Source organism: Mesorhizobium sp. M7D.F.Ca.US.005.01.1.1 (genome assembly GCF_003952545.1).
Lineage (GTDB): Bacteria > Pseudomonadota > Alphaproteobacteria > Rhizobiales > Rhizobiaceae > Mesorhizobium > Mesorhizobium loti.
The window spans coordinates 4046573-4069812 of record NZ_CP034453.1; the positions used below are offsets into that span (position 1 = coordinate 4046573).

The 23240-nt window shown below is 62.2% G+C and carries 21 protein-coding genes; 11 read left to right on the plus strand and 10 right to left on the minus strand.

All coding sequences use genetic code 11. From position 1 onward, the window contains the following. Nucleotides 1-258: 258 nt before the first annotated feature. From EJ076_RS19345 to ugpC, 9 genes are all read left to right on the plus strand, one after another. The gene (locus EJ076_RS19345; RefSeq protein ID WP_276325614.1) at nt 259-615 is read left to right on the plus strand and encodes a response regulator; all 357 of its coding nucleotides are present in this window, start codon (nt 259-261) and stop codon (nt 613-615) included. A gap of 33 nt (nt 616-648) precedes the next feature. Next, nucleotides 649-2022 (plus strand): PleD family two-component system response regulator, encoded by a 1374-nt coding sequence (locus EJ076_RS19350; protein ID WP_109671486.1) that lies wholly within the window; start codon nt 649-651, stop codon nt 2020-2022. Between the two features lie 522 nt (nt 2023-2544). After that, nucleotides 2545-4044, plus strand: a complete 1500-nt coding sequence (locus EJ076_RS19360; protein ID WP_164548686.1) for an FAD-dependent monooxygenase — start codon at nt 2545-2547, stop codon at nt 4042-4044. A 139-nt stretch (nt 4045-4183) separates the two neighbouring features. After that, the gene (locus EJ076_RS19365) at nt 4184-4918 is read left to right on the plus strand and encodes a FadR/GntR family transcriptional regulator (protein WP_109671484.1); all 735 of its coding nucleotides are present in this window, start codon (nt 4184-4186) and stop codon (nt 4916-4918) included. Further along, on the plus strand, nt 4915-6102 hold the full coding sequence (locus EJ076_RS19370; protein ID WP_126068955.1) for a PLP-dependent transferase: 1188 nt from the start codon (nt 4915-4917) through the stop codon (nt 6100-6102). Before EJ076_RS19365 ends, EJ076_RS19370 begins: the two co-directional genes overlap by 4 nt. Nucleotides 6103-6131: 29 nt before the next feature. Further along, nucleotides 6132-7409, plus strand: coding sequence for a sugar ABC transporter substrate-binding protein (locus EJ076_RS19375; protein WP_126068956.1), 1278 nt, complete (start codon nt 6132-6134; stop codon nt 7407-7409). 183 nt (nt 7410-7592) lie between these two features. After that, a complete protein-coding gene (locus EJ076_RS19380) occupies nt 7593-8516 on the plus strand; it encodes a sugar ABC transporter permease (protein WP_126068957.1) in 924 nt (307 codons plus the stop codon). Further along, nucleotides 8516-9364: a carbohydrate ABC transporter permease gene (locus EJ076_RS19385; RefSeq protein WP_027036797.1), complete on the plus strand. Its 849-nt coding sequence runs from the start codon at nt 8516-8518 to the stop codon at nt 9362-9364. The genes EJ076_RS19380 and EJ076_RS19385 overlap by 1 nt, the downstream gene beginning before the upstream one ends. A 4-nt stretch (nt 9365-9368) precedes the next feature. Continuing rightward, a complete protein-coding gene (gene ugpC, locus EJ076_RS19390; RefSeq protein ID WP_126068958.1) occupies nt 9369-10436 on the plus strand; it encodes a sn-glycerol-3-phosphate ABC transporter ATP-binding protein UgpC in 1068 nt (355 codons plus the stop codon). 391 nt (nt 10437-10827) lie between these two features. Here the strand turns inward: ugpC and EJ076_RS19395 are convergent, their stop codons facing one another. From EJ076_RS19395 to EJ076_RS19440, 10 genes are all read right to left on the minus strand, one after another. After that, on the minus strand, nt 10828-11037 hold the full coding sequence (locus EJ076_RS19395; protein ID WP_109671478.1) for a hypothetical protein: 210 nt from the start codon (nt 11035-11037) through the stop codon (nt 10828-10830). A gap of 157 nt (nt 11038-11194) precedes the next feature. Further along, complete coding sequence (locus EJ076_RS19400) at nt 11195-11455, minus strand: hypothetical protein (RefSeq protein ID WP_126068959.1); 261 nt, start codon at nt 11453-11455, stop codon at nt 11195-11197. A gap of 178 nt (nt 11456-11633) precedes the next feature. Continuing rightward, nucleotides 11634-11801, minus strand: a complete 168-nt coding sequence (gene rpmG, locus EJ076_RS19405) for a 50S ribosomal protein L33 (protein ID WP_006201775.1) — start codon at nt 11799-11801, stop codon at nt 11634-11636. 153 nt (nt 11802-11954) lie between these two features. After that, nucleotides 11955-12413 (minus strand): hypothetical protein, encoded by a 459-nt coding sequence (locus EJ076_RS19410; protein WP_126068960.1) that lies wholly within the window; start codon nt 12411-12413, stop codon nt 11955-11957. Between the two features lie 110 nt (nt 12414-12523). Continuing rightward, on the minus strand, nt 12524-13702 hold the full coding sequence (locus tag EJ076_RS19415) for an MFS transporter (protein WP_109671476.1): 1179 nt from the start codon (nt 13700-13702) through the stop codon (nt 12524-12526). A gap of 16 nt (nt 13703-13718) precedes the next feature. Beyond that, nucleotides 13719-14459, minus strand: a complete 741-nt coding sequence (locus tag EJ076_RS19420; protein WP_109671475.1) for an NUDIX domain-containing protein — start codon at nt 14457-14459, stop codon at nt 13719-13721. Nucleotides 14460-14545: 86 nt separating this feature from the next. After that, nucleotides 14546-14992: a DUF983 domain-containing protein gene (locus EJ076_RS19425; RefSeq protein WP_109671557.1), complete on the minus strand. Its 447-nt coding sequence runs from the start codon at nt 14990-14992 to the stop codon at nt 14546-14548. Continuing rightward, entirely contained in the window at nt 14992-17298 is a 2307-nt protein-coding gene (rnr, locus tag EJ076_RS19430; protein ID WP_126068961.1) for a ribonuclease R, read from the minus strand. The genes EJ076_RS19425 and rnr overlap by 1 nt, the downstream gene beginning before the upstream one ends. 6 nt (nt 17299-17304) lie before the next feature. Next, on the minus strand, nt 17305-19956 hold the full coding sequence (topA, locus tag EJ076_RS19435; RefSeq protein WP_109671473.1) for a type I DNA topoisomerase: 2652 nt from the start codon (nt 19954-19956) through the stop codon (nt 17305-17307). Between the two features lie 363 nt (nt 19957-20319). Continuing rightward, on the minus strand, nt 20320-20697 hold the full coding sequence (locus EJ076_RS19440; RefSeq protein ID WP_109671471.1) for a hypothetical protein: 378 nt from the start codon (nt 20695-20697) through the stop codon (nt 20320-20322). A gap of 197 nt (nt 20698-20894) precedes the next feature. On the opposite strand from EJ076_RS19440, the gene EJ076_RS19445 reads away from it, so the two are divergent. Together EJ076_RS19445 and glmU are read left to right on the plus strand one after the other, a co-directional pair. Next, nucleotides 20895-21641: a cytochrome c biogenesis CcdA family protein gene (locus EJ076_RS19445; RefSeq protein WP_126068962.1), complete on the plus strand. Its 747-nt coding sequence runs from the start codon at nt 20895-20897 to the stop codon at nt 21639-21641. Between the two features lie 167 nt (nt 21642-21808). Further along, nucleotides 21809-23185, plus strand: coding sequence for a bifunctional UDP-N-acetylglucosamine diphosphorylase/glucosamine-1-phosphate N-acetyltransferase GlmU (glmU, locus tag EJ076_RS19450; RefSeq protein ID WP_109671469.1), 1377 nt, complete (start codon nt 21809-21811; stop codon nt 23183-23185). Nucleotides 23186-23240: the final 55 nt, after the last annotated feature.

A 23240-nucleotide genomic window follows, 5' to 3' on the forward strand; every position in this document is an offset into this window, starting at 1 on the left:
TACCTTCGGTGTGTGGAATGAGTCTCTCCCGCAGTAATGGCAAGAATTGCTTGCGGCAAGCCATTAGAGCGTGGCGCGCCCTTTGGACGCGCAGAGGAACGAGGTGGAATTTGCGTTGTTTTCCAGCCGCGGATTTCCGTTTCGTCAATCATATTGCCGTAAAGTGAAGCAGGGTTTGGTGCGTCTAGACATGGGCGCATGACGGTCGCCTTCGAGCGGAAGGACGACCGGGACGGGATATCGATGCCGAAGAAGGTCATGATCGTCGAGGACAACGAGCTCAACATGAAGCTCTTTCGGGACCTCATCGAAGCAAGCGGTTACGAGACCGTGCGCACCCGCAACGGTCTGGAAGCGCTCGATCTGGCGCGCCTGCACAAGCCGGATCTCATCTTGATGGATATCCAGCTGCCTGAAGTGTCGGGGCTGGAGGTGACCAAATGGCTGAAGGAGGACGACGAGCTGCACGTCATCCCGGTCATTGCGGTGACCGCCTTCGCGATGAAGGGCGACGAGGAACGCATCCGCCAGGGTGGCTGCGAGGCCTATATTTCGAAGCCGATCTCGGTGCCGCGTTTTATCGAAACCATCAAATCCTATTTGGGTGATGCGTGATGTACCCTTTCAGCCGAGCCGGAGCCTTATGAAATGACTGCGCGGATCCTCGTCGTCGACGACATCCCTGCCAATGTGCGGCTGCTGGAAGTCCGGCTGCTGGCCGAATATTTCGAGGTGCTGACCGCCACCAACGGGCCGGATGCGATCGAAACCTGCGAGAATGGCAAGGTCGATGTCGTGCTGCTCGACGTGATGATGCCTGACATGGACGGCTTCGAGGTCTGCCGGCGGCTGAAAAGCGATCCGGCGACATCGCACATTCCGGTGGTGATGATCACCGCGCTCGACCAGGTTTCCGACCGCGTACGCGGGCTCGAGGCCGGCGCCGACGATTTCCTGACCAAGCCGGTCAACGACCTGCAGCTGATGACGCGCGTCAAGAGCCTGGTTCGCCTGAAGTCACTGACCGATGAGTTGCGGCTGCGTGCCTCGACGACGCGCAACATCGGCATCGAAGAGCTTTTGAGCCGCAATTTCGCGTCCGAGGACACGACACCGAAAGTGCTTTTGATCGACGAGCGCAAATCATCCGTCGAGCGCATCCAGAAGATGCTGCGCGACCGCGCCGACCTCGATGTCTCCAGCGATCCGCATGCCGGCTTCTTCCAGGCCGCCGAGACGTCCTATGAATGCGTGATGATCTCGACTGCGTTCGCCGATTTTGATCCGCTCAGGCTCTGTTCTCAGTTGCGCTCGCTGGATCGCACCCGCTTCGTGCCGATCATTCTTCTGGCGGAGGAGGGCGAGGAGGAGCGCATCATCCGCGGCCTCGAACTCGGCATCAACGACTATCTGATGCGGCCGATCGACCAGCAGGAACTGACGGCGCGGCTGCGTACCCAGGTGCGCCGCAAGCGTTACAACGACCAGCTGCGCGCCAGCGTCACCCAGACCATCGAAATGGCGGTGACCGACGGCCTGACCGGGCTGCACAACCGCCGCTATCTCGACAGCCATCTGCAGACGCTGTTCGATCGCGCCGTGGCACGGCGCCGGCCGCTGTCGGTGATGATCACCGACCTTGACCGCTTCAAGGCCATCAACGACGCGCATGGCCATGACGGCGGCGACGAAGTGTTGCGGGAATTTGCGCGACGGCTGCGCAAGAATGTCAGGGGTATCGACCTTGCCTGCCGCTTTGGCGGCGAGGAGTTCGTCGTGGTGATGCCGGACACCGAAGGTGCGGTTGCCGAGAAGGTGGCCGAGCGCATTCGCGCCGAAATTGCCCAGGCGCCTTTTGCCATCGGCCAGGACGGCAAGACGATCGAAGTCACGGTCAGCGTCGGGGTGTCGTCGGTGCTGAAGGGTGTGGATACGGTGGCGGCGCTGATGAAGCGTGCCGATCTCGCACTCTACGAAGCCAAGAGCGGTGGCCGCAACCGCGTCGTCGCCAAGGCGGCATAACCGGTCCAGACCCGATTATCCTGTCAACCCGACAGGGTTACCCGTTTACCTTAATCCAAGCGATTCGCGAGCCTTGGTTAAGAAACTGTTGATTTTCATAAGCTCTTGCGCAAGTGTGCAGGCCAAGACGAAGCCGGCACGAGGATAGACAGCCGGCTCGATCCCCAGAATACCCCATGATGCTCAGGTCCGCCGCATCTCCTGGGTCCGTGGGGTCGGCCGGCCGGCGCTGGCACATAGTGGCCTCCTCGTACCGCTGCCAAACGCCGACCGGCCCCCTTCTTTCCAATGAGCATCAGAGCTCCGTGCCAAAGCACGGAAGACTCTGCGTTTTTTGCGTGTGAAAATCCGGATATCGTTTTTAGGACTGCGATGGCACGTTCCGTGCGCTGTCACGTGGCTGCCAACGATGAGGAAGAGTACCCCTCCATTTCATAGATATGGCGCACAAGGGGCTTGCGGCAAGACCCGGCTCCTCCCGTAAAACCGCGGTCCAGGCCAACGGAAACGGGAGTGACGAGAATGGGTGTGATGTTGCCGGCAGACGGATCGCGTCGGGATCATGCAGTGGTGATCGCCGGGGGCGGTCCGACGGGATTGATGCTGGCAGGCGAGCTCGCATTGGCGGGCGTCGATGTCGCCATTGTCGAGCGGCGCGATACTCAGGAACTCATTGGCTCACGCGCAGGCGGCCTGCACGCACGCACGATCGAGGTGCTCGATCAGCGCGGAATCGCCGATCGTTTCCTCTCGCAGGGACAGCCATCGCCGTCCGTGGGCTTCCACATGATCCGGTTGGACATCAGCGATTTTCCCACGCGGCACAATTATCTGCTGGCGCTGCGGCAAAACCATATCGAGCGGATATTGGCCGACTGGATCAGCGGGTTGCAGGTGCCGATCTATCGCGGACAGGGCGTTACGGGTTTCGCACAGGACGATGGCGGCGTCGATGTGGAGCTGTCTGATGGCCAACGATTGCGGACGCGGTATCTCGTTGGCTGCGACGGAGGACGCAGCGTGATCCGAAAGGCGGCGGGCATCGAGTTCGCTGGGCAGGATCCTACGATGAGTTGGATGATTGCCGAGGTCGAGATGGTGCAGGAGCCGGCATGGGGCTTTCGCAGCGACGCCTACGGTATCCATGCGATAGGCAAGATCGAGGAAGGCGGCCGGGTCGGTGTCGTGCTGACCGAGAGGCAACTGACCATCGGAGGCGAACCGACGCTGCGCGATCTCAGCGAGGCGCTGGTCGCCGTCTACGGCACCGACTACGGGGTCCACAACCCGACCTGGCTCTCCCGGTTCACGGACATGACGCGACAGGCTGCCTCTTACCGCGACAGACGCGTGCTGCTGGGCGGCGACGCCGCGCATGTGCATCCGCCGATGGGCGGACAGGGGCTCAATATTGGCGTGCAGGACGCGGTGAATCTTGGATGGAAACTGGCCCAGGTGGTCAAGCAGATATCACCGGAAAGCCTTCTGGACAGCTATCACGCCGAGCGTCATCCGATTGCCGCCCGCGTACTGCGCAACGCGATGGCACAGGTTGCGCTTCGTCGCATGGATGCCCGCACCAAGGCATTGAACGACATCTTTGCCGAGTTGCTCGGCATGGAAGAGCCTCGCAAACGGATCGCCGCGGAGATGTCCGGCCTGGGTGTCCATTACGACCTCGGCGAGGGGCACCCACTGCTTGGGCGGCGAATGCCGGACCTCGATCTGATCACCGCCAACGGGCCGTTGCGGCTCTTCACCTTGCTGCACGACGCGCGGCCGGTGCTCCTCAACCTCGGTGAGCCCGGCAGACTGGACATCGCCCCCTGGGCCGATCGGGTCCGGCAGATCGACGCCGGGTACGCCGGTGCCTGGAAGCTCCCGGTCTTGGGGACGGTCGCCGCGACCGACGCCGTCTTGATCCGGCCCGATGGCTATGTGGCTTGGGTTGGGGTGGGAACCCAACAAGGCCTGATGGACGCGCTGACCACTTGGTTCGGACCGCCCGCTGCCGCTGATTAGCAGACACGGTCGATGCTGGTTCACACGAGCGCCCGAAACGCATTGCGTCGCCACCTTCGACAGTTCTCCTGACAACCGATTGACAGGAGGTTCCATCTATGCAGAAATTGGTTGGACCATTGGACCACTTGGAGGTGACGTGGACCAGAACAGCCTGCCACCCATTCAGACGACGGCGCGCGATGACGCCGTGCTGAAGGCGTTGGTGGGCTTTGTCCGCGCCGAGGCTTTGCAGCCGGGCGAGCGGCTTCCAACCGAGCGTATTCTGGCCGAGCGGCTGAAAGTCAGTCGCAACACGGTGCGCGAGGCGCTGACTCGCTGGGAAGGGCTTGGCCTCGTCGAGCGCCGGCAAGGCAGCGGCACCTATCTCAAGGTTGCCGTCTCGCCAGACATGCTGCACATGCCGCTGACGCTGGCGGGCGGCAATGATTTCACCAGCCTGATGCAGACGATGGAGATCCGCCGCGCGCTGGAAGCGGAGGCCGCAGCTCTTTGCGCCGAACGCGCCAGCCAGGCAGATATCACCGAAATCGCGCGCAAGCTCGACATCATGGAGCAGGCGTTCCGCACGCGCGACGGCATGTCGTCGGAAGAGGATTGGGAGTTCCACCAGGCGATCTACCGGGCCTCGGGCAATCCGTTGTTCGAGCAGATCATCGCCGCCATGTACGAATTGTTCCATCGCTTCTGGGAGCATCCGCTCGGCGTGCGCGATTTTGGCCACGCCAGCTTTCCCTACCACCGCACCATCTACGAATGCATCGCCGCGCGTGACCCGCAGGGCGCCCGCGACGAGGCGCTCAAGCTGATCGCCACCGTCGAGGACGACCTCAAGCGCGGTGCCGCCAAACTCAAACTTTCGAGCCAGACATGAACGAGCATCCATCCGGTTTCGATCACGACTATCTTGCCGAGGCGGCGACACTGCTGGCGCATGACGAACCGTTTCCCGGCGGTGCGGTGGTGCCGCCGATCTACCAGACCTCGCTGTTCACCTTCGCCAATTATGCCGAGATGGCAGACACTTTTGCCGGCAAACGACGGCAGCCGATCTATTCGCGTGGTGACAATCCGACGGTGATGGAGTTCGAGGCGCGTGTCGCCGCGCTCGAAGGTGCCGAGGCAGCGCGCGGCTTTTCCAGCGGCATGGCGGCGATCAGCGCCACGGTGCTTGCCTTCGTTGGGGCAGGCGAGCGCATCGTAGCGGTGCGCAATTGCTATGGCGATGCCTACCGGCTGTTCGAGCGGCTGTTGCCGCGGCTCAACATCAAGGTCGACTATGTCGACGGCTCCGATCCGGATGCGGTCGCGGCGGCACTTCCCGGCGCCAAGCTGCTCTATCTGGAAAGCCCGACCTCGATGATGTTCGAGCTGCAGGACATCGCGCATCTGACGCGGTTAGCCAAGGAGCAGGGCATCGTCACCACGATCGACAATTCCTGGGCGACGCCAGTGTTCCAGAAGCCGATCACGCATGGCGTCGACCTCGTGCTGCATTCGGCCTCGAAATATCTCGGCGGCCACAGCGACACCGTCGCCGGCGTCGTGGCGGGTTCGGCCGCCCATATCAAGCACATCAACGAGCAGACCTATTCCTATCTCGGCGGCAAGCTATCACCGTTCGAGGCGTGGCTTTTGTTGCGCGGCCTGCGCACGCTGCCGCTGCGCCTGCCGCACCACATGAAGAGCGGCCTGACCATCGCCGAACGGCTGAAGGCGCATGCCAATGTCGAGCGGGTCAACCACCCCGTCTATTCGAACCATCCAGGCAAGGCGACGCTGGCCGGCTATGCCGGGCTGTTCTCCTTCGAGGTGACGGACGATATCGACATCCCCGTTTTCGTAGATGCGCTGAAATATTTCCGCATCGGCGTCAGCTGGGGCGGGCATGAAAGCCTGGTCGTGCCGGCCAAGGCGTCGCTGGAGCAGACGCCGGGCCTGAATTCGATGGCGCGCTTCGGCGTCAGCCCCCGAACCATCCGCTTCAATGTCGGATTGGAGAGTGTCGAAGACCTGTGGGCTGATGTCGCCCAAGCCTTCGAAAAAGCCAGAAAATAACAAGCGGGTTCAAAATGGGAGTCTTGAACATGAAAAAACTGACCGTCATGCTTGCCACCGTTGCGGGGCTGGCGATTTCCGCCGGAAGCGCTATGGCCGATTCGACCCTGAAAATGGTCGAAGTCATCACCAGCCCGCCACGCACCGAATTCCTGAAGAAGCAGATTGCCGAGTTCGAAACGGCCAATCCGGGCGTCAAGGTCGAGCTGATCTCGCTGCCCTGGGGCCAGGCTTTTGAAAAGTTCCTGACCATGGTGCAGGCCGGCGATACGCCCGACATCGTCGAAATGCCGGAACGCTGGATGGGTCTCTATGCCAACAATGCCCAGCTGGAGGATCTCGGCCCGTATATGGCCAAATGGGACGACGCAAAGACGCTCGGCGACCGCGCCAAGCAGTTCGGCTCGACCGTCAACAACACCCAGTTCATGATCCCCTATGGCTACTATGTGAACGCGCTGTTCTGGAACAAGAAATTGTTCAAGGAGGCCGGCCTCGATGGCCCGCCGGCGACGCTCGATGATTTCATCGCCGATTCCAAGAAGATTTCCGCGCTCCCGGGCAAGTACGGCTATTGCCTGCGCGGCGGGCCGGGTGCCTTCAACGGCATGCACATGTTCATGAACATCGCCGCCGGCAAGGGTGGCTACTTCAACGAGGACGGCACCTCGACCATCAACGACGAAGGCTCGGTCAAGGGCCTGCAGATGCTGGCCGACATGTACAAGGATGGCCTGGCGCCAAAGGATGCGGTGAGCTGGGGCTTCAACGAAACGGTCACCGGCTTCTATTCCGGCACCTGCGCCATGCTCAACCAGGATCCGGACGCGCTGCTCGGCATTGCCGACAAGATGAGCGCCGACGACTTCGCGGTGGCGCCATTGCCGGTCGGGCCAAGCGGCAAGTCCTATCCGACGCTGGGTTATGCCGGCTGGGCGATGTTTGCTAATTCGCAGCACAAGGACGACGCCTGGAAGCTGATGGCGACGCTTTTGTCGCCGAAGGACAATCTGGAATGGGCCAAGGAAGTCGGTGTCGTCCCGATCCACAACGGCGCCGACCAGGATCCCCATTTCAAGACCGAGCAGTTCAAGGGCTGGTTCACGGAGCTGAGTGACAGTTCCAAATATGAAATGGTGACCCCGCCGACGCATCTGGAGAACCTCGGTAACTTCGTCGACCAGGTGGCGATCAAGAACTTCCAAGAAGTGCTGCTGGGCCAGAAGACGGCCAAGGACGTCGCCGACCAGTGGGCTGCCTTCCTGACCAAGGAACAGCAGGACTGGCTGGCGAAGAACAAGAAGTAGTTTTCTTCCCTTCTCCCCGTTCACGGGGAGAAGGTGTCACGAAATGACGGAAGAGGGGCGGAGCCAAGCATTTCAAGGCTCGCGCCGCCCCTCATCTGCCTGCCGGCATCTTCTCCCCGTGAAACGGTGAGAAGGACGCTTGTCACCAGCCCCGACGCTGTTCCAGGAGCTACCTCCAAGCCAATGACCTATGCCGTGTCCGAAATACGATCCGCCGGCAAGCCGCGTCGCAAGCGGCTATCCCACGCCGCAATCGAGCCATGGCTCTATCTCAGCCCGGCGATCATCCTTCTGGTCGTGGTGCTCTTGGTGCCGCTGGTCGTCGGCATCAGCTACTCCTTTCGCAAGTTCTCCGCCTTCAAGTCCGAATATGTCGGGCTCGGCCAGTATCAGGCGATGCTGTCGGATCAGGTGCTGGGGCAGGCGCTGGTGAACACGTTGTGGTGGACGGTCGCCAGCCTTTTCTTCCAGTTCTTCCTCGGCCTTGGCCTGGCGCTGCTGCTCGACAAGCCGTTTCGCGGCCGCAAGGCTGTACAAGCCCTGGTGTTCCTGCCCTGGGCGGTGCCGTCCTTCCTGTCGGGTCTGACCTGGGCCTGGCTGTTCAATCCGATCATCGGCCCGCTGCCGCATTGGCTGTTTGCATTGGGTCTGAAAGCCGAGCCGACCAATGTGCTTTCCGATCCTTCAACCGCCATGTGGGGGCCGATCGTCGCCAATATCTGGTTCGGTATTCCTTTCTTCGCCATCACGCTTTTGGCGGCGCTGAAATCCATTCCATCGGAACTGCATGAGGCGGCGGCCATCGACGGCGCTTCGCCCTGGCAGCGTTTCACCAAGGTGACGCTGCCGTTCCTGGCGCCAACCATCGCCATCACCGTCATGTTGCGCACCATCTGGATCGCCACCTTCGCCGACCTGATCTTCGTCATGACGGAGGGCGGGCCAGCCGGCTCGACCAACACGGTGCCGGTCTACATCTATGTCAGCGCCTTCAAATCGCTGGACAAGGGCTATGCCTCGGCGGTGGCGGTGCTGTTGCTGGTCCTGCTCATTGCCTATGCGATCGCGCTGATCGGCATCCGTCGCACGCTGGTGAGGCACGTCTGATGATCGCAGGACGTTCAACCTCGCAGCGCTTCTTCGGCGGCATCGGCCTCTACGCCGCAATCGCGGCTTACGTGCTCTTTGCCCTGTTCCCGATCTATTGGACGCTGAAAATCTCGGTCACGCCGGAGCGGCTTCTCTATTCCGAAGGCATCACCTTCTGGCCGTCGCACATGACGTTGCAGAATTTCGTCACCGTGCTCGAGGCTACCGATTTCCCGCGCTATTTCCTCAACAGTGTCATCGTCTCGGTATCGACGGCGGCACTGGTGACAATCATCGCCACGCTCGCCGGTTATGCCATGTCGCGCTTCACCTTTCGCGGCAAGGCAGCACTTGCGCTGATGTTGCTACTGACGCAGACCTTTCCGCTGGTGATGGTCATTCCGCCGATCTACCGCGTGATGGGTCAGATCGGACTGATCAACAGCCTGACCGGGCTGATCATCATCTACACCGCCTTCAACACGGCCTTTGCCACCTTCCTGATGCAATCCTTCTTCGACGGCATTCCGAAGGACCTGGAGGAGGCGGCGATGATCGACGGCTGCACCCGCGCGCAGGCGATGCGCAAGGTGATCGTGCCGCTGACGCTGCCCGGCATGGGCGCAACCCTCGGCTTTGTCTTCACCGCCGCCTGGAGCGAGCTTTTGTTCGCGCTGATGCTGATTTCCAGTGACGACCAGAAGACCTTCGCGGTCGGCCTGCTCACCTTCATCGGCAAGTTCGCCGTCGACTGGGGACAGATGATGGCGGCATCCATCCTAGCGCTGATCCCGGTCTGCATCTTCTTCGCCTTCCTGCAACGCTATCTCGTCACCGGCCTGACCGCCGGCGCCGTCAAAGGATAGATCGATGGCCTCTGTTACGCTCGAAAAGGTTCGCAAGGACTATGGCGCCGTCCGCGTCCTGCACGCGGTCGACCTTGAAATTGCCGACGGCGAGTTCGTCGTCCTAGTTGGGCCGTCAGGCTGCGGCAAGTCCACGCTCTTGCGCATGATCGCCGGGCTGGAGGAGGCTTCCGGCGGTGAGATCCGCATCGGCGAGCGGCTGGTCAATGACGTAGCACCCAAGGACCGTGACATAGCCATGGTGTTCCAGTCCTACGCGCTCTATCCGCATATGGATGTGTCGAAGAACATGGGTTTCAGCCTGCTCTTGAAGAAGGCGGAGAAGGCGACGATCGACGCGAGGGTGGACGGCGCCGCCAAGCGGCTCGGGCTCGACACCTTCCTGCAGCGCCTGCCGCGGCAATTGTCCGGCGGCCAGCGCCAGCGCGTCGCCATGGGCCGTGCGATCGTGCGTGATCCCAAGGTCTTCCTGTTCGACGAACCGCTGTCGAACCTCGACGCCAAGCTGCGCGTCCATATGCGCGCCGAGATCAAGGCGCTGCACCAGCAGCTGAAGACGACATCGGTCTATGTCACGCACGACCAGATCGAGGCGATGACCATGGCCGACCGGATTGTCGTCATGCATGACGGGCTGATCCAGCAAGTCGGCGCGCCGCTCGATCTCTACGACCGGCCGGCCAACATGTTCGTCGCCGGTTTCATCGGTTCACCGGGCATGAATTTTCTGCCGGCGACCGTTCGCAAGGGTGCTACGCCGGAGGCTGTACTGGCCGATGGCCAGGCGCTGCGGCTGCCGGAAGGCCTGCCGCTGACGAACGGTGACGCCATCACCGTCGGTCTGCGGCCCGAGCATATCCGGCTGGCAGATGACGGCGCCTTGAAGGGCGAGGTGGGTGTGGTGGAGCCGCTCGGACTTTCGACGCAGTTCTACGTCAAGCTGGCCAGCCAGCAGCTTTGCGTCTTTGCCATGGGCCGTGCCGGCGTGAAGCCGGGCGACGTGGTGCGGCTGGCGGCCGAACCAGAGTCGCTGCATTTGTTCGATCCAAAAAACGGTGATCGCGTCGGCTGAGGGAACTCGGCCCGGGCTGAGGGCACTCGGGACGCGATCGACCAGTTGCATATCTACACAAGGCGCTGAATCTGCGGAACTGCAGGACCTGCGGATACGAACCGCCGCATCAGGCGCGGATGTCGGGTGGGAAGTAGAAGGGAAGGTTATATCTCGATTGACTAAAATAACGGAACGTCCAGCAGACATTTCCGGAACCGAACAGGACCCCTCAGACCTTTGCGTGTAGCGCACAAGACTTTAGTCCCGCCGTCTTCTAAAAAGAACGGAAGCCATTTCGTCACGAAGTAGGGCCGCCATACGAGAGGTCAATACCGGCGGCTGCCTCCGGAAATATGGGCGAATCGGTGGTGTGCGGGTATGGTGCGATCGCGGAAGGTGGCCGTGGCGTCTAACCGCGAGGGTTTCTTCTAGGCAGCGGCGAGCTGTCCATTGGGTTCTCAGCTGACTTGGCTGATCGCCGCTCCTTTAGCCACAGGGACTTTTTTCTTCTTGCCAGAATCTCGTCTCGAACGCTGTCTTCGGCGAGCACATCGCCATGCGTCGCGGCAATCGCGTAGTCGGCTCTGTTTGTTCGATAGTCACCTTTTTGAATGGACATCGTTTTCTCCCAGGTCGAGGCATTTCCCCCTTTTAGCCTGACGCTGAAACTAACTGCCTATCCATCGTGCGAGTCTACCAATTGGCGATTGTATTAAAACGATACACTCCGTAGGTGTGGTGATTGCGAGAGAGGCTCGCTCGTGCGGGGGGCTTTTTCATTGAGCCTGTTGAGACTCTTGCTGCTGTGCCGCGGCAAGCGGGCTCGGAGCTTGCGGCGCAGGTTCCGTAGAAGGTGCAGGGGGATTATCGGAGGCAGGCTGAGGTGCAGGCTGGGCTGCCTCCTCGGTCAGAACTTGGTCAGTCCTGGCCTTGATCTCGTCGGCCGTCTGCTGGCTTATCAGCCCGTTGCTGACAGCGAAGCCAGCAGCCAGAGCAACAAGGGCTGCAATGATTGCAGCTTTCAACTTCTTCGACATCCGTAGGGGCCCTGTTCATGACACCCTGCCAGCCCACACGACCGAGGGTGCCGCAACCATGGCGACGGTCAATCCTTTTGGCTGGAGGCTTTGCGTGGATGCAATGACATCAATTGGCTATAAACGAAAAACGCCGCCCACTGGGCGGCGTTTCGGCATTGCAGAAGGAAAACCCAGATTACTTGATCTTGGTTTCCTTGAATTCGACGTGCTTCTTAGCGACCGGGTCGTACTTGCGGAACGACAGCTTGTCCGTCTTGGTACGGCTGTTCTTGCTGGTCACGTAGAAGAAACCGGTGTCGGCGGTCGACAGAAGCTTGATCTTGATGTTTGCGGCTTTGGCCATGATATCAGTCCGTTTGTTCGTGGGGTTTTGGCCGCTGGAGCACGGGGAAACACCCGGACGCGGGAAACTTGGCGCGACACATAAAGAACGCGCCCGGAAAGTCAAGCCCGGTAGGTCCTGTGCGACCCGCCTGAGCCGACTCGTGAGCGGAAATCATGCGGTTTCTGTCGCCGATGCCGCAACCTTCTTCCAGTCGCCGGTCGTGTTCCACCAGCGATTCGGATTGGCGCGGTCGTCCAGCCCTTTGGAACGGCTGGCAAGGATCGGCTGAATGCGGATCACCGGTTCCTGGTAGGAATGGGCCTGGAAAATCGCCTCGACGACGCGGGCGGCCAGCGTCTGGTCGTCCGGCAGTTCGAAGGAAACCTCAACCGTGCCGGGGCGCCGCCGCAGCTCCGTTTCGGCGCCGGCGGCCGCACCGTCAAGCGGCCTGTAGCGTTCGATGCCGTGCGCCGACTGATAGGCATTGCGGTCATATTTACCCATGGCCAGCGGTGCGATCGCGACCACCGCGTCCATGATGCGGTCGACGTCGGCGGCCGGGGCCTGGAAGGTTACGAGCAGAAGCAGTGTCATTCGTAGCGATGTGGTTTCAAAGCCGCTGTCGATCATGGAAGTGTCCTCAAGTGTTTTGGGACACCCTTTTAGCCCTGTGCTCCTGACACGGTTCTGTCAGCAGCCTGTCATCGGCCAATGCGAATGCAGGGCTGGCAGCAGTCGCGCTACAGGAGGATCTTGCGGACCAGCCTGACGGCGACCAAAGCAATGTAGGCGGCGAAGAACAGGCCTAGCGACCAGCCGAAGCCGGATGGACCGAACGCATCCATGCCGATGCCGATCGCTTGCGGGCCGAGCACCATGCCGACGCCGTAGCACAGCACGAAGGCGGCGTTGGCCGACGCCAGTTCGTGGCCCGAAAGCTGCGAGCCGAGATGGGCAAGGCCGATCGTGTACATGGCAGCGACGACGCCACCCCAGACAAACAGAAGTGCTGCCATCAAATGCCAGTTCTGGGCGAAGAAGGGCATGAAGACGGTGCCGACAAGACCGACCGTGGCGCAGGCGATCAGCAGATAGCGGCGGTCGCTGACGCGGTCGCTGATCATGCCGATCGGGATCTGCAGCAGCACGTTGCCAAGACCGATCATGGTCAGGAGAAGGGCTGCGTCGGCCTCGGAATAGCCGATGCGGCTGCCATAGATCGGAAACAGCGCAAAGCCGCCGGTTTCCACCGCACCGAACACTAGCACGGCTGCGGTCGCCGACGGCACCAGCCAGATGTAGCGCAGGAAATTGCTGGTCTCGCCGTCGGAGGCGATCGACGGGCTCTCGTTGCGCGCCGCCAGCACGGGTATGGCTGCCAGCGTCACCAGACCGATGATGACGCCGAACGGCCTGAAGCCGGAACTGCCGAGATGGGCGAACAGCCACGGCCCGGCGGCAAAGCCGAGCGACAGAACAGTGGCGTAAATGCCCAGCACAAGGCCGCGCCGATGCGGCGGCGCCGAGGTGCTGATCCAGAATTCAGACAGGATGAACAGCACCGTCAGCGCGATGTGCAGCACGATGCGCAGCGGAAACCACATCCAGAAATCGGGCGCGAAATGAAAGCCGACAAAGGCAAGCGCGCCGGTCGCGATCATCGCAATCATGGTCCAGGCGACGCCGAAGCGCATGGCGAGTGGCGTCGCCAGCGGCGCGCCGGCGATCGAGGCGAGGCCGGCGACGGCCGTGTTGAGGCCGATCATCGAGGCCGAATGGCCGCGTGTTTCCAGGATGACGCTGAGCAGCGGCATGCCAAGACCGATGGCGATGCCGACGACGCTGATCGACGAGATCGCCGCCACCATCGGCAGCCAGTGTACGCGTTCGTCGCCCTGTGGTTGGGTATCGACCGTCATGGGGATGCTGAATACTCTACAGAAGTTCGCGGGTGAAGCGGTTGCGGACAAGCCGGTAGAAGGGCACGGGACCGCCCGGACGCAACAGCGGATCATGGGCGAGGCGCTTTTGCAGCTCGTCCAGGATCATTCGGGTGATGTCGGGTATGTCGGCTTCCCTGGCCTTGGCAAGCGGCAACCAGACCAGCTCTTCGAGTTCGTTGGTCGGGCCGCCACCGGGCAGTTCGACTGCGACGTCGTCGCGCCAGGCGCTAAAGAAGCGCGTGTCGAAGCGGCGCACCCGGTTGGGCGGCGTGATGGCGCGCGCGACGAAGCGCAGCATGTCCAGAGAGGGCTGCACGCCGTGTTCGGCAAAACCTTGCCAATCGGGCCTGACGGTGGCGAAAGCGCCTTTGCGGCCGATCAGCAATCCGGCTTCCTCATAGGTCTCGCGGATGGCCGACAAGGCGATGGCGCGGGCTCGTGCGGCGCTTATGCGCCCCGGCCCGGCGATCAGCCTGGCTTCCTGCTCCGGGTGCAATGCAGCGGCGACCGGGATGCGGCTGTCGGCCGGATCGGTGCGGCCGCCGGGAAAGACGAACTTGCCCGGCATGAAGGCGTGGCCGGCATGGCGGCGGCCCATCAGAACCAGCACGTCATCGCCCTTGCGGTCGAGCAGGATCAGGGTTGCCGCGTCGCGCGGCCGAATTGGCCGGTCGCTATGAGCGATGATGCTCCGCTCGATCTTGTCGACTTCCGCCTTGGTCATACCGTCCATGCGCAGGACCTAGCGGAAACTTCTGGCAAGCGAAAGTGGCCTTTCACGGTCGGTATGTTGCGCCAGGGCGCATTCTTGGCTGCGACTCAGGCTCCGGGATGCGGCTCGATCACGTCGTGTTCGTCGCCGAAGCCGTGCATATAGAAGGCCCATTGCAGTCCGATGACGGCACCCTTGACCGGTTGCAGCAGTGCGACCGACAGAAGGATGGTCAGCGGCACCCAGATGGCGATGTGCTGCCATGTGGACAAGGTGGAGGTCGCCTCGACGCCCATGAAAGCGCCGAGCACGATGTGACCGACGATGACGATGACGAGATAGGCAGGCAGGTCGTCGGCGCGGTGGTGATGCAGTTCCTCACCGCAGACGCTGCATGTGTCGACGGTCTTGGTGAAGGCGCGAAACAGCTTGCCTTCGCCGCAATGCGGGCAGCGGCCGAGCAGGCCGCGCTTCATCGCCGTCCACAGCGGGCGGGCGACCCGGCCCGAGTGATGTTCTCCGCCGAAAACCTGTTCTTCAATGGCTGTTGTCATCATCGTCTCCTGCCGCGCGAACCCGGTCGCGATTGCGACGCGCGGGCGCGGCCCTTGGCCTTATGAAACGACCGCTTGGAGCCCGGCAAAGGCTTCGGGTCGGTCAACATCTCGAAGCGCATCGCGCCGGCCATCGGTGCCACCTCGACGAGTCGGACCTCGACGCGGTCCGCGAGCTGGTAGCCTTTGCCCGAGCGTTCTCCGAACAGGGAGCGGGCCGTTTCGTCGTATATATAGTAATCGCCGTTCAATGTTGACACCGGGATGAAACCATCCGCGCCGTACTGCGGCAATTGGACAAATAGTCCTGATTTGGTGACGCCGGAGATGCGGGCATCGAACCGGTCGTCGATGCGCTCGGCGAGATAGGCGGCGATCAGACGGTCGACCGTGTCGCGCTCGGCCGCCATTGCGCGGCGTTCCGTGCCTGAGATCAGCACCGCGACATCTTCGAGCCGTGCCGCTTCGTCCTGCGTCAGCCCGCCCGGGCCCAGGCCGAGTGCGGCAATAAGTCCGCGATGAACGATCAAATCGGCATAGCGGCGGATCGGCGAGGTGAAATGGGCGTAGCGCCTGAGGTTGAGACCGAAATGGCCGATGTTCTTGGGCGAGTATTCGGCCTGGCTTTGCGAGCGCAGCACCACTTCGTTGACCAGGCCTTCATTGTCGGCGCCGCGCACGCGCTCCAGGATGCCGTTGAACTGGCTTGGCTGCATCTGCGCGCCGCGGGCGAGCGACAGGCCAAGCGTCTGCAGGAACTCGCGCAACGATTCCTGCTTGGCCAGCGACGGCGCGTCGTGGACGCGGTAGACCAGTTCCTGTTTCTTCGCTTCCAGCGTCTCGGCGGCGGCAACATTGGCCTGGATCATGAATTCTTCGATGAGCTTGTGGGCATCGAGCCGTTCCGGCACGATGACGCGATCGACGGTGCCGTCCGGCTTGAGCAGGATCTTGCGCTCCGGCAGATCGAGTTCGAGCGGCTGGCGGCCATCGCGGCCACGCTTGAGGATCGCATAGGCGTCCCACAGCGGCTTCAGCACCGTATCGAGGATTGGACCGGTCTTTTCGTCAGGCACGCCGTCAATCGCCGCCTGAGCCTGTTGGTAGGCGAGCTTTGCCGCCGACTTCATCATGACACGATGGAAGGAGTGCCTGAGCTTGCGGCCCTCGGCCGAAAAAACCATGCGCACGGCGAGCGCCGGCCGGTCCTGGCCCTCGCGCAGCGAGCAGAGATCGTTGGAGATGCGTTCGGGCAGCATCGGCACGACGCGATCCGGGAAATAAACCGAATTGCCGCGCTTCAGCGCTTCGCGATCAAGCGCCGTGCCATAGCGCACATAGGCGGCGACGTCGGCGATCGCCACGGTGGCGACCACGCCGCCCGGGTTCTTCTCGTCGAGATCGGGTGTAGCGAAGACGGCGTCGTCATGGTCCTTGGCGTCGGCCGGATCGATGGTGACCAGCGGCAGGTCGCGCCAGTCCTCGCGGTGATCAAGCGTCGCCGGCTTGACGGCTTCGGATTCAGCGATGACGTCGGTCGGGAAAATATGCGGAATGTCATGCGCGTGTATGGCGATCATCGAGACCGCCTTTTCGCTGGTCAGCGAACCCAGCACGTTGAGCACCTTGGCTCTCGGCAAGCCATAGCGGGAGGCCCTTGCGGGCTCGACCTCGACCAGGTCGCCGTTCTTGGCGCCGTTCTGGAATTCCTTGTCGACAATCAGTTCGGGCTGGCGCCGTTCCACCGGTTCGATGCGGAAGGTGCCGTCCTGCAGGATGCGAAAGACACCGAGCACGGCATCGGTGCGCTTCTCGAAAATCTTCATCACCCGCCCGGTGTAGGCGGGGCCGGTCGCTTCGTTGGTCGGAAAGGTTTTTGCCAGCACGCGGTCGCCGATGCCGGGCGCCGGGCCGCTGCCGCCACGCGACACGCGGATCGAGACGACGGGCGGTTCGCCCGTGCCCACGGCCTCGGCCGGGTGCGCCAGCAAAATGCCATCGCCGTCGCGGCCGAAGATGTCGAGCACGGCGACATGGGGCAGGGCGCCGACGCGGGCCAGTTGCTTGCGCTCCTTGGTCAGGACGCCTTCGTCCTGCAGGTCGCGCAAAATGTCCTTCAGCCAGATGCGGTCGTCGCCGCGCAGCGCGAACGCCTTGGCAATGTCGCGTTTTCCCGCGCGATCGGGATTTTCGGCGATGTAGCGCAGGATTTCGTCACGCGATGGCCGATAGTCGTCCTTGACCTTGGCCCTCGTGTCGGCGGTGCGCGGATCGCCGTGGCTCCTACCGGTGATCCTGCGCGCCACGCTGTCCTACCCTTTTTTCTTCGCGGCCGGCTTCTTCGAAGCCGGCTTTTGGGCCGCCGTTTTCTTGGCTGTGGTTTTCTTGGCAGCAGGTGCCTTAGCCGCTGCCGCCTTGCGGAACGGCTTCTTGCCGCCACCGCCCTTGGCTTCCTTCTCGGCAATCAGCGCCAGCGCATCCTCGATCGTCACCGACTGCGGATCCCTGCCCTTGGGCAGGGTGGCGTTGACCTTGCCGAAATTCACGTAAGGCCCGTATTTGCCGTCGCGCACGACGATCTTGCCGCCGCCATCGGGATGGTCGCCAAGCTCCTTCAGCGCAGCGGCAGTGCCGCCATTGCGGCCGCCCTTGCCCTTCAGCTGCTTCTCGGCGATCACCGACACGGCGCGGTTGAGGCCGATCGAGAACACATCCTCGATGCTTTCGAGATTGGCATAGGTGCCGTCATGCAGCACGAACGGGCCGTAGCGGCCGAGCCCGGCCGAGATCATCTTGGCCGTTTCCGGATGCTGGCCGACATCGCGCGGCAGCGACAACAGGGCGAGCGCCTTCTCGTGGTCGATCGACTCTGCCGTCCAGCCCTTGGGCAGGCTGGAACGCTTGGCTTCCTTGCCGTCGCCGCGCTGCAGATAGGGGCCAAAGCGGCCGCTGCGCAGCGTGATTTCCTCTGACGTGTAGGGATCCTTGCCGATCACCTTGGTGCCGTCCTCGCCGCCGCCATTCTCGCCATTCGGGTTGGCGGCGTCGCCGAGCTGGCGGGTGAAGGAGCATTCGGGATAGTTGGAGCAGCCGACAAAGGCGCCGAACTTGCCGAGCTTCAGCGACAGGTTGCCGGAGCCGCATTTCGGGCAGATGCGCGGGTTCGAACCGTCTTCGCGCGCCGGAAACACCAGCGGCGCCAGTTCTTCATTCAGCGCGTCGAGCACATCGGTGACGCGCAGTTCCTTGATGTCGGCGACGGCGCCGGAAAAATCCTTCCAGAAATCGCGCAGCACGTCCTTCCAGGCGAGCTTGCCGTCGGAAATCTCGTCGAGCTTTTCCTCGAGGGATGCGGTGAAGTCGTACTCGACATAGCGCTTGAAGAAGCTTTCGAGGAAAGCAGACAGCAGCCGGCCCTTAGCCTGCGGCACCAGCCGGCGCTTGTCGATGGTGACGTAGTCGCGGTCTTCGAGCGTCTTCAGGATCGCCGTATAGGTAGAAGGCCGGCCGATGCCGAGCTCTTCCAGCTTCTTGATCAGCGAGGCTTCGGAATAACGCGGCGGCGGCTCTGTGGTGTGCTGGGTGGCGTTGATCGACTGACGGGCAAGCTGTTCGCCGGCACGGATTTCGGGCAGGCGGCGATTTTCCTCGTCTTCCGCATCGTCGTCCTTCTGATCGGTGTAGGCGGCGATGAAGCCGTCGAAGCGGACAACCGAACCGATGGCGCGAAGCTCAGCGGTGCGCGATCCATTGACCGCCTCGATCTCGGCGGTGGTGCGCTCGATCTCGGCGGACTGCATCTGGCTGGCGATGGCGCGCTTCCAGATCAATTCATAGAGCCGCATCTGGTCGGAATCGAGATATTGCCTGACCGATGCCGGGGTGCGCATGAAATCCGTCGGGCGGATCGCTTCGTGCGCCTCCTGGGCGTTCTTGGCTTTGGCGGTATATTGGCGCGGCTTTTCCGGCAGGTATTTTGCGCCGAATTCTTTGGCGATGGCGTCGCGGGCGGCCGAGATTGCCTCGGGCGCCATCTGCACGCCGTCGGTTCGCATATAGGTGATGAGGCCGGTGGTCTCGCCGCCGATCTCCATGCCTTCATAGAGCCGCTGCGCCACCTGCATGGTGCGGCTGGCCGAGAAGCCGAGGCCCGACGAGGCGGCCTGCTGCAACGTCGAGGTGGTGAAGGGCGGGCCGGGATTGCGCTTGGTCGGCTTGGCTTCGACCGACACTGCCTTGAAGGTCGCGCCTTCAAGCATCGACTTGATGTCGTCGGCCTGTGCCTTGTTGGAAATGTCGAGCTTTTGCAGCTTCTTGCGATCGAAGGCGGTCAGCCGCGCTTCGAAATTCTCGTTGCGTGGCGTGCCCAGCAGAGCTGCGATCTGCCAGTATTCCTCACGGATGAAGCGCTCGATCTCGGATTCGCGGTCGCAGACCAGACGTAGCGCAACCGATTGGACGCGGCCGGCCGAGCGGGCGCCCGGCAGCTTGCGCCACAGCACCGGCGACAGCGTGAAGCCGACGAGATAATCCAGCGCCCGGCGGGCGAGATAGGCATCGACCAGCGGCGCATCGATCTGGCGCGGATTGGCCATCGCCTCCAGCACCGACGATTTGGTGATGGCGTTGAAGACGACGCGGCTAACCGGCTTGTCCTTCAGCGCGCGCTTCTGCTTCAGCACTTCCAGCACATGCCAGGAAATGGCTTCGCCCTCGCGATCCGGGTCGGTGGCGAGGATCAGGCCGTCCGCATCTTTGACCGCTTTGGCGATGTCGGCGAGGCGCTTGCCAGAGGCGGTGTCGACCGCCCAGGACATGGCGAAATCCTCATCCGGACGCACCGAACCATCTTTGGCCGGCAAATCGCGGACATGGCCGAACGAGGCCAGAACCTTGTAGTTCTTGCCGAGGTATTTGTTGATTGTCTTCGCCTTGGCCGGCGATTCGACGACGACGACGTCCATGAGGTCTCATATCAGCTGTGGTGCGGCAGAAGAATTCCGCTGCGCGCGACGAAATCTCGTTCTATTTGTTGCTCACATGGCCGCGCTTTTGCATCCGGTCAAGGGGAAGCGCCCAAATTGCGAGGCTGTCCGCAGCAATACACTCTTAGAGTGTATGGAGAAAATCACAGAATTTTGGGAAAGGGAGATGGTGGGCCTGAACCAGCGGAAACGACCCGATTCATTTTTCCACCGAGTCGCTGAAATGCTGCCCCGATCCGTAACGGGCGACATTATAACAGGCTGATTGATACTGGCCGCCGGCTGCATGGAGCGATGCCCGGCGACCAGCCCTTGTTCCGCCACCATGCGGGAATGGCGTATTTAGTTGGCCTTGACGATATGCCAGACCTCGCCGACACCGTCGCCGGCCACGTCGCCGGCCTTCTTGTCCTTGATGAAGGTATAGACCGGCTTGCCGTCATAGGCCCACATCTTGGTGCCGTCGGTGCGGTCGACAACGCTCCATTCGTCGTCCGCCTTGGCGCCGGCTTCGGCCTTCAGCGGCGGCCAATTGGTGGCACATTTGTCGTAGCAATTGGTCTTGCCCTTCTCGTCCTTGTCATAAGTATAAAGCGTCATGCCGTTGGCATCGGTGTAGATCTTGGTGCCATTGACCTCGGCTTCCTTCCACGCGTCGGCCGCGAAAGATGCGGCGGTGCTGAGCAAAAGCGCTGCCAGCCCTACGGTTATGGTTTTCATGGAAATCTCCCTGACTGATATCTGGAGACGCGCGGGAAATCGCGGCCTCACTGTATCAACGCCTGCGGGCTGCCGTTTCTTCCCCGGCAGGTGCGTCGGCCAGGGATGATCAAGGGATGATCTTGCCAACACAATGGTGATTGGTGGACAAGGCTGCGCGTCGCTATATCGGCGTAACGGTATTGGAGTTCTTGGAAATGGCATTGGACATCGGCTATGTCAGCGCGGTCGGGGCGGGAGCCATCTCGTTCCTGTCGCCTTGCGTACTGCCGCTGGTGCCGCCCTATCTCTGCTATATGGCCGGCGTCTCGGTCGACGATTTCCGCGGCAATGCGGGAACTACGGCGAGGGAAGGCGCGCGCGGTGCGCTGCTTTATTCCTCGATCGCCTTCGTGCTCGGCTTCTCGACCGTCTTTGTCGCGCTGGGCGCCGGCGCCTCGACCATCGGCCGGCTGCTGCGCGTCTGGCAGGAGCCGCTGGCGATGGGCGCCGGTGTGCTGATCATCTTGATGGGCCTGAATTTCCTCGGCGTGTTGCGCATCCCACTGCTGTCGCGCGAGGCGCGCTTCCAGTCGCAAGGCAAGCCGGCAAGTGCGATCGCGGCCTATGTCATGGGACTGGCCTTTGCCTTCGGCTGGACGCCCTGCATCGGCCCGGTGCTGGGGCCGATCCTGACGCTGGCCGGCGGCCGCGAGACGGTGGGCGAGGGCGCGTTGCTGCTAGCCGCCTATTCGCTTGGGCTGGGCATCCCGTTCCTGATCGCAGCGCTGTTTTCCGGCGCCTTCATGCGCTTTCTCGGCAGATTCCGCGTCCATCTCGGCCGCGTCGAAAAGGCCATCGGTGCGCTGCTGGTGGTCGCCGGCGTGTTTTTCCTCACCGGTGGCGTGCAGACCGTGTCCTACTGGCTGCTGGAGAATTTTCCGGTGCTGGGGCGGCTGGGGTAGCTTTTTTTCGGATGCCGAACGCATTTTCTGCGTTCGAATGGATCGTTGAACTACTGATTAAAAGTAAGTTGCTCATCCGATCTCATCGGAATTTAACCGCATTGGTGCAGCATGGCGCCACTGCTAGCATGTTTTGATTCCCAACCCTTTCATATGGTTGTCCATCCATGAGCCAGAGATCCTGCCTGTCCGTCATCCTCGCCGCCGGCGAAGGCACGCGCATGAAGAGCGTGCTGCCGAAGGTGCTGCACCAGATCGCCGGCCTGCCGATGGTCGCCCATGTGGTGAAGGCAGCCGAAGCAGCCGGCGCCGGCAGCCAGGCGCTGGTGATTGGCCATGGCGCGGACGAGATGCGCAAGGCGGCGGCAAAGTTTGCGCCAAAGGCCGAGACCTTCGTGCAGGAAAAGCGCCTTGGCACTGCGCACGCCGTTCTGGCCGCGCACGATGCGATATCAAAGGGTTATGACGATATTCTCGTCATGTTTGGCGACACGCCGCTGATCGACGCGGATGCGCTGACCGTGGCGCGGCTGAAACTGGCGGAAGGCGCTGCCGTCGTGGTGATCGGTTTCCGCCCGCCCAGTCCGACCGGTTATGGCCGGCTGATCGAGAAGGACGGCAAGCTGGTCGCCATCCGCGAGGAGAAGGATTGCTCCGAGGAGGAGAGGAAAATAACCTTCTGCAATGCCGGCATGATGGCGGTGGCCGGTGCCCACGCGCTGAAGCTGCTCGACGCGGTTGGCAACAAGAATGCCAAGGGTGAGTATTATCTCACCGACATTGTCGAGATCGCCGGCGCGCGAGGCCTCGATGTCATTGCCACCGAAGCCAGTTTCGAGAGCGCGCTCGGCATCAACAACCGCGCCGAACTGGCGCAAGCCGAGGGCATCTGGCAGGCGCGCCGCCGCCACGAAGTGATGCTATCGGGCGTGACGCTGATCGCGCCGGAGACCGTGTACTTCTCGCACGACACCGAGATCGGCGCCGACACGATCGTCGAACCCAATGTTTGGTTCGGTCCGGGGGTAAAGATCGCCACGGGAGCCAAGATCCATGCCTTCAGCCATATCGAGGGCGCCACCATCGCCTCGAATTGCGATGTCGGGCCGTTCGCGCGGCTGCGGCCGGGTGCCGATCTCAAGCGGAAGGCCAAGGTCGGCAATTTCTGCGAGGTTAAGCAGGCTGTTATCGAGGAGGGCGCTAAGGTCAACCATTTGACCTATATCGGCGACGCCCGCGTCGGCGCGGGCGCTAATATCGGCGCCGGCACCATCACCTGCAATTATGACGGCTATTCAAAGTTCTTCACCGACATCGGCGAGGGCGCCTTTGTCGGCTCGAATTCGTCGCTGGTGGCGCCTGTCACCATCGGCAAGGGCGGCTACATCGCCTCGGGCAGTGTCATCACCGAGAGCGTGCCAGAAGACGCGCTGGCCTTCGGCCGTGCCCGCCAGAAGACAATTCCTGGCAAGGGCAAAGAATTGCGCGAGCGCTTTGCTTCGGCCGCGGCTGCGAAGAAGAAGGCTACCGGCTCCGACCATTAGACGACGAGCAAGGCTACCGCAAAAGATGAATGGTCGACCACCGCAGCGGTGAAAA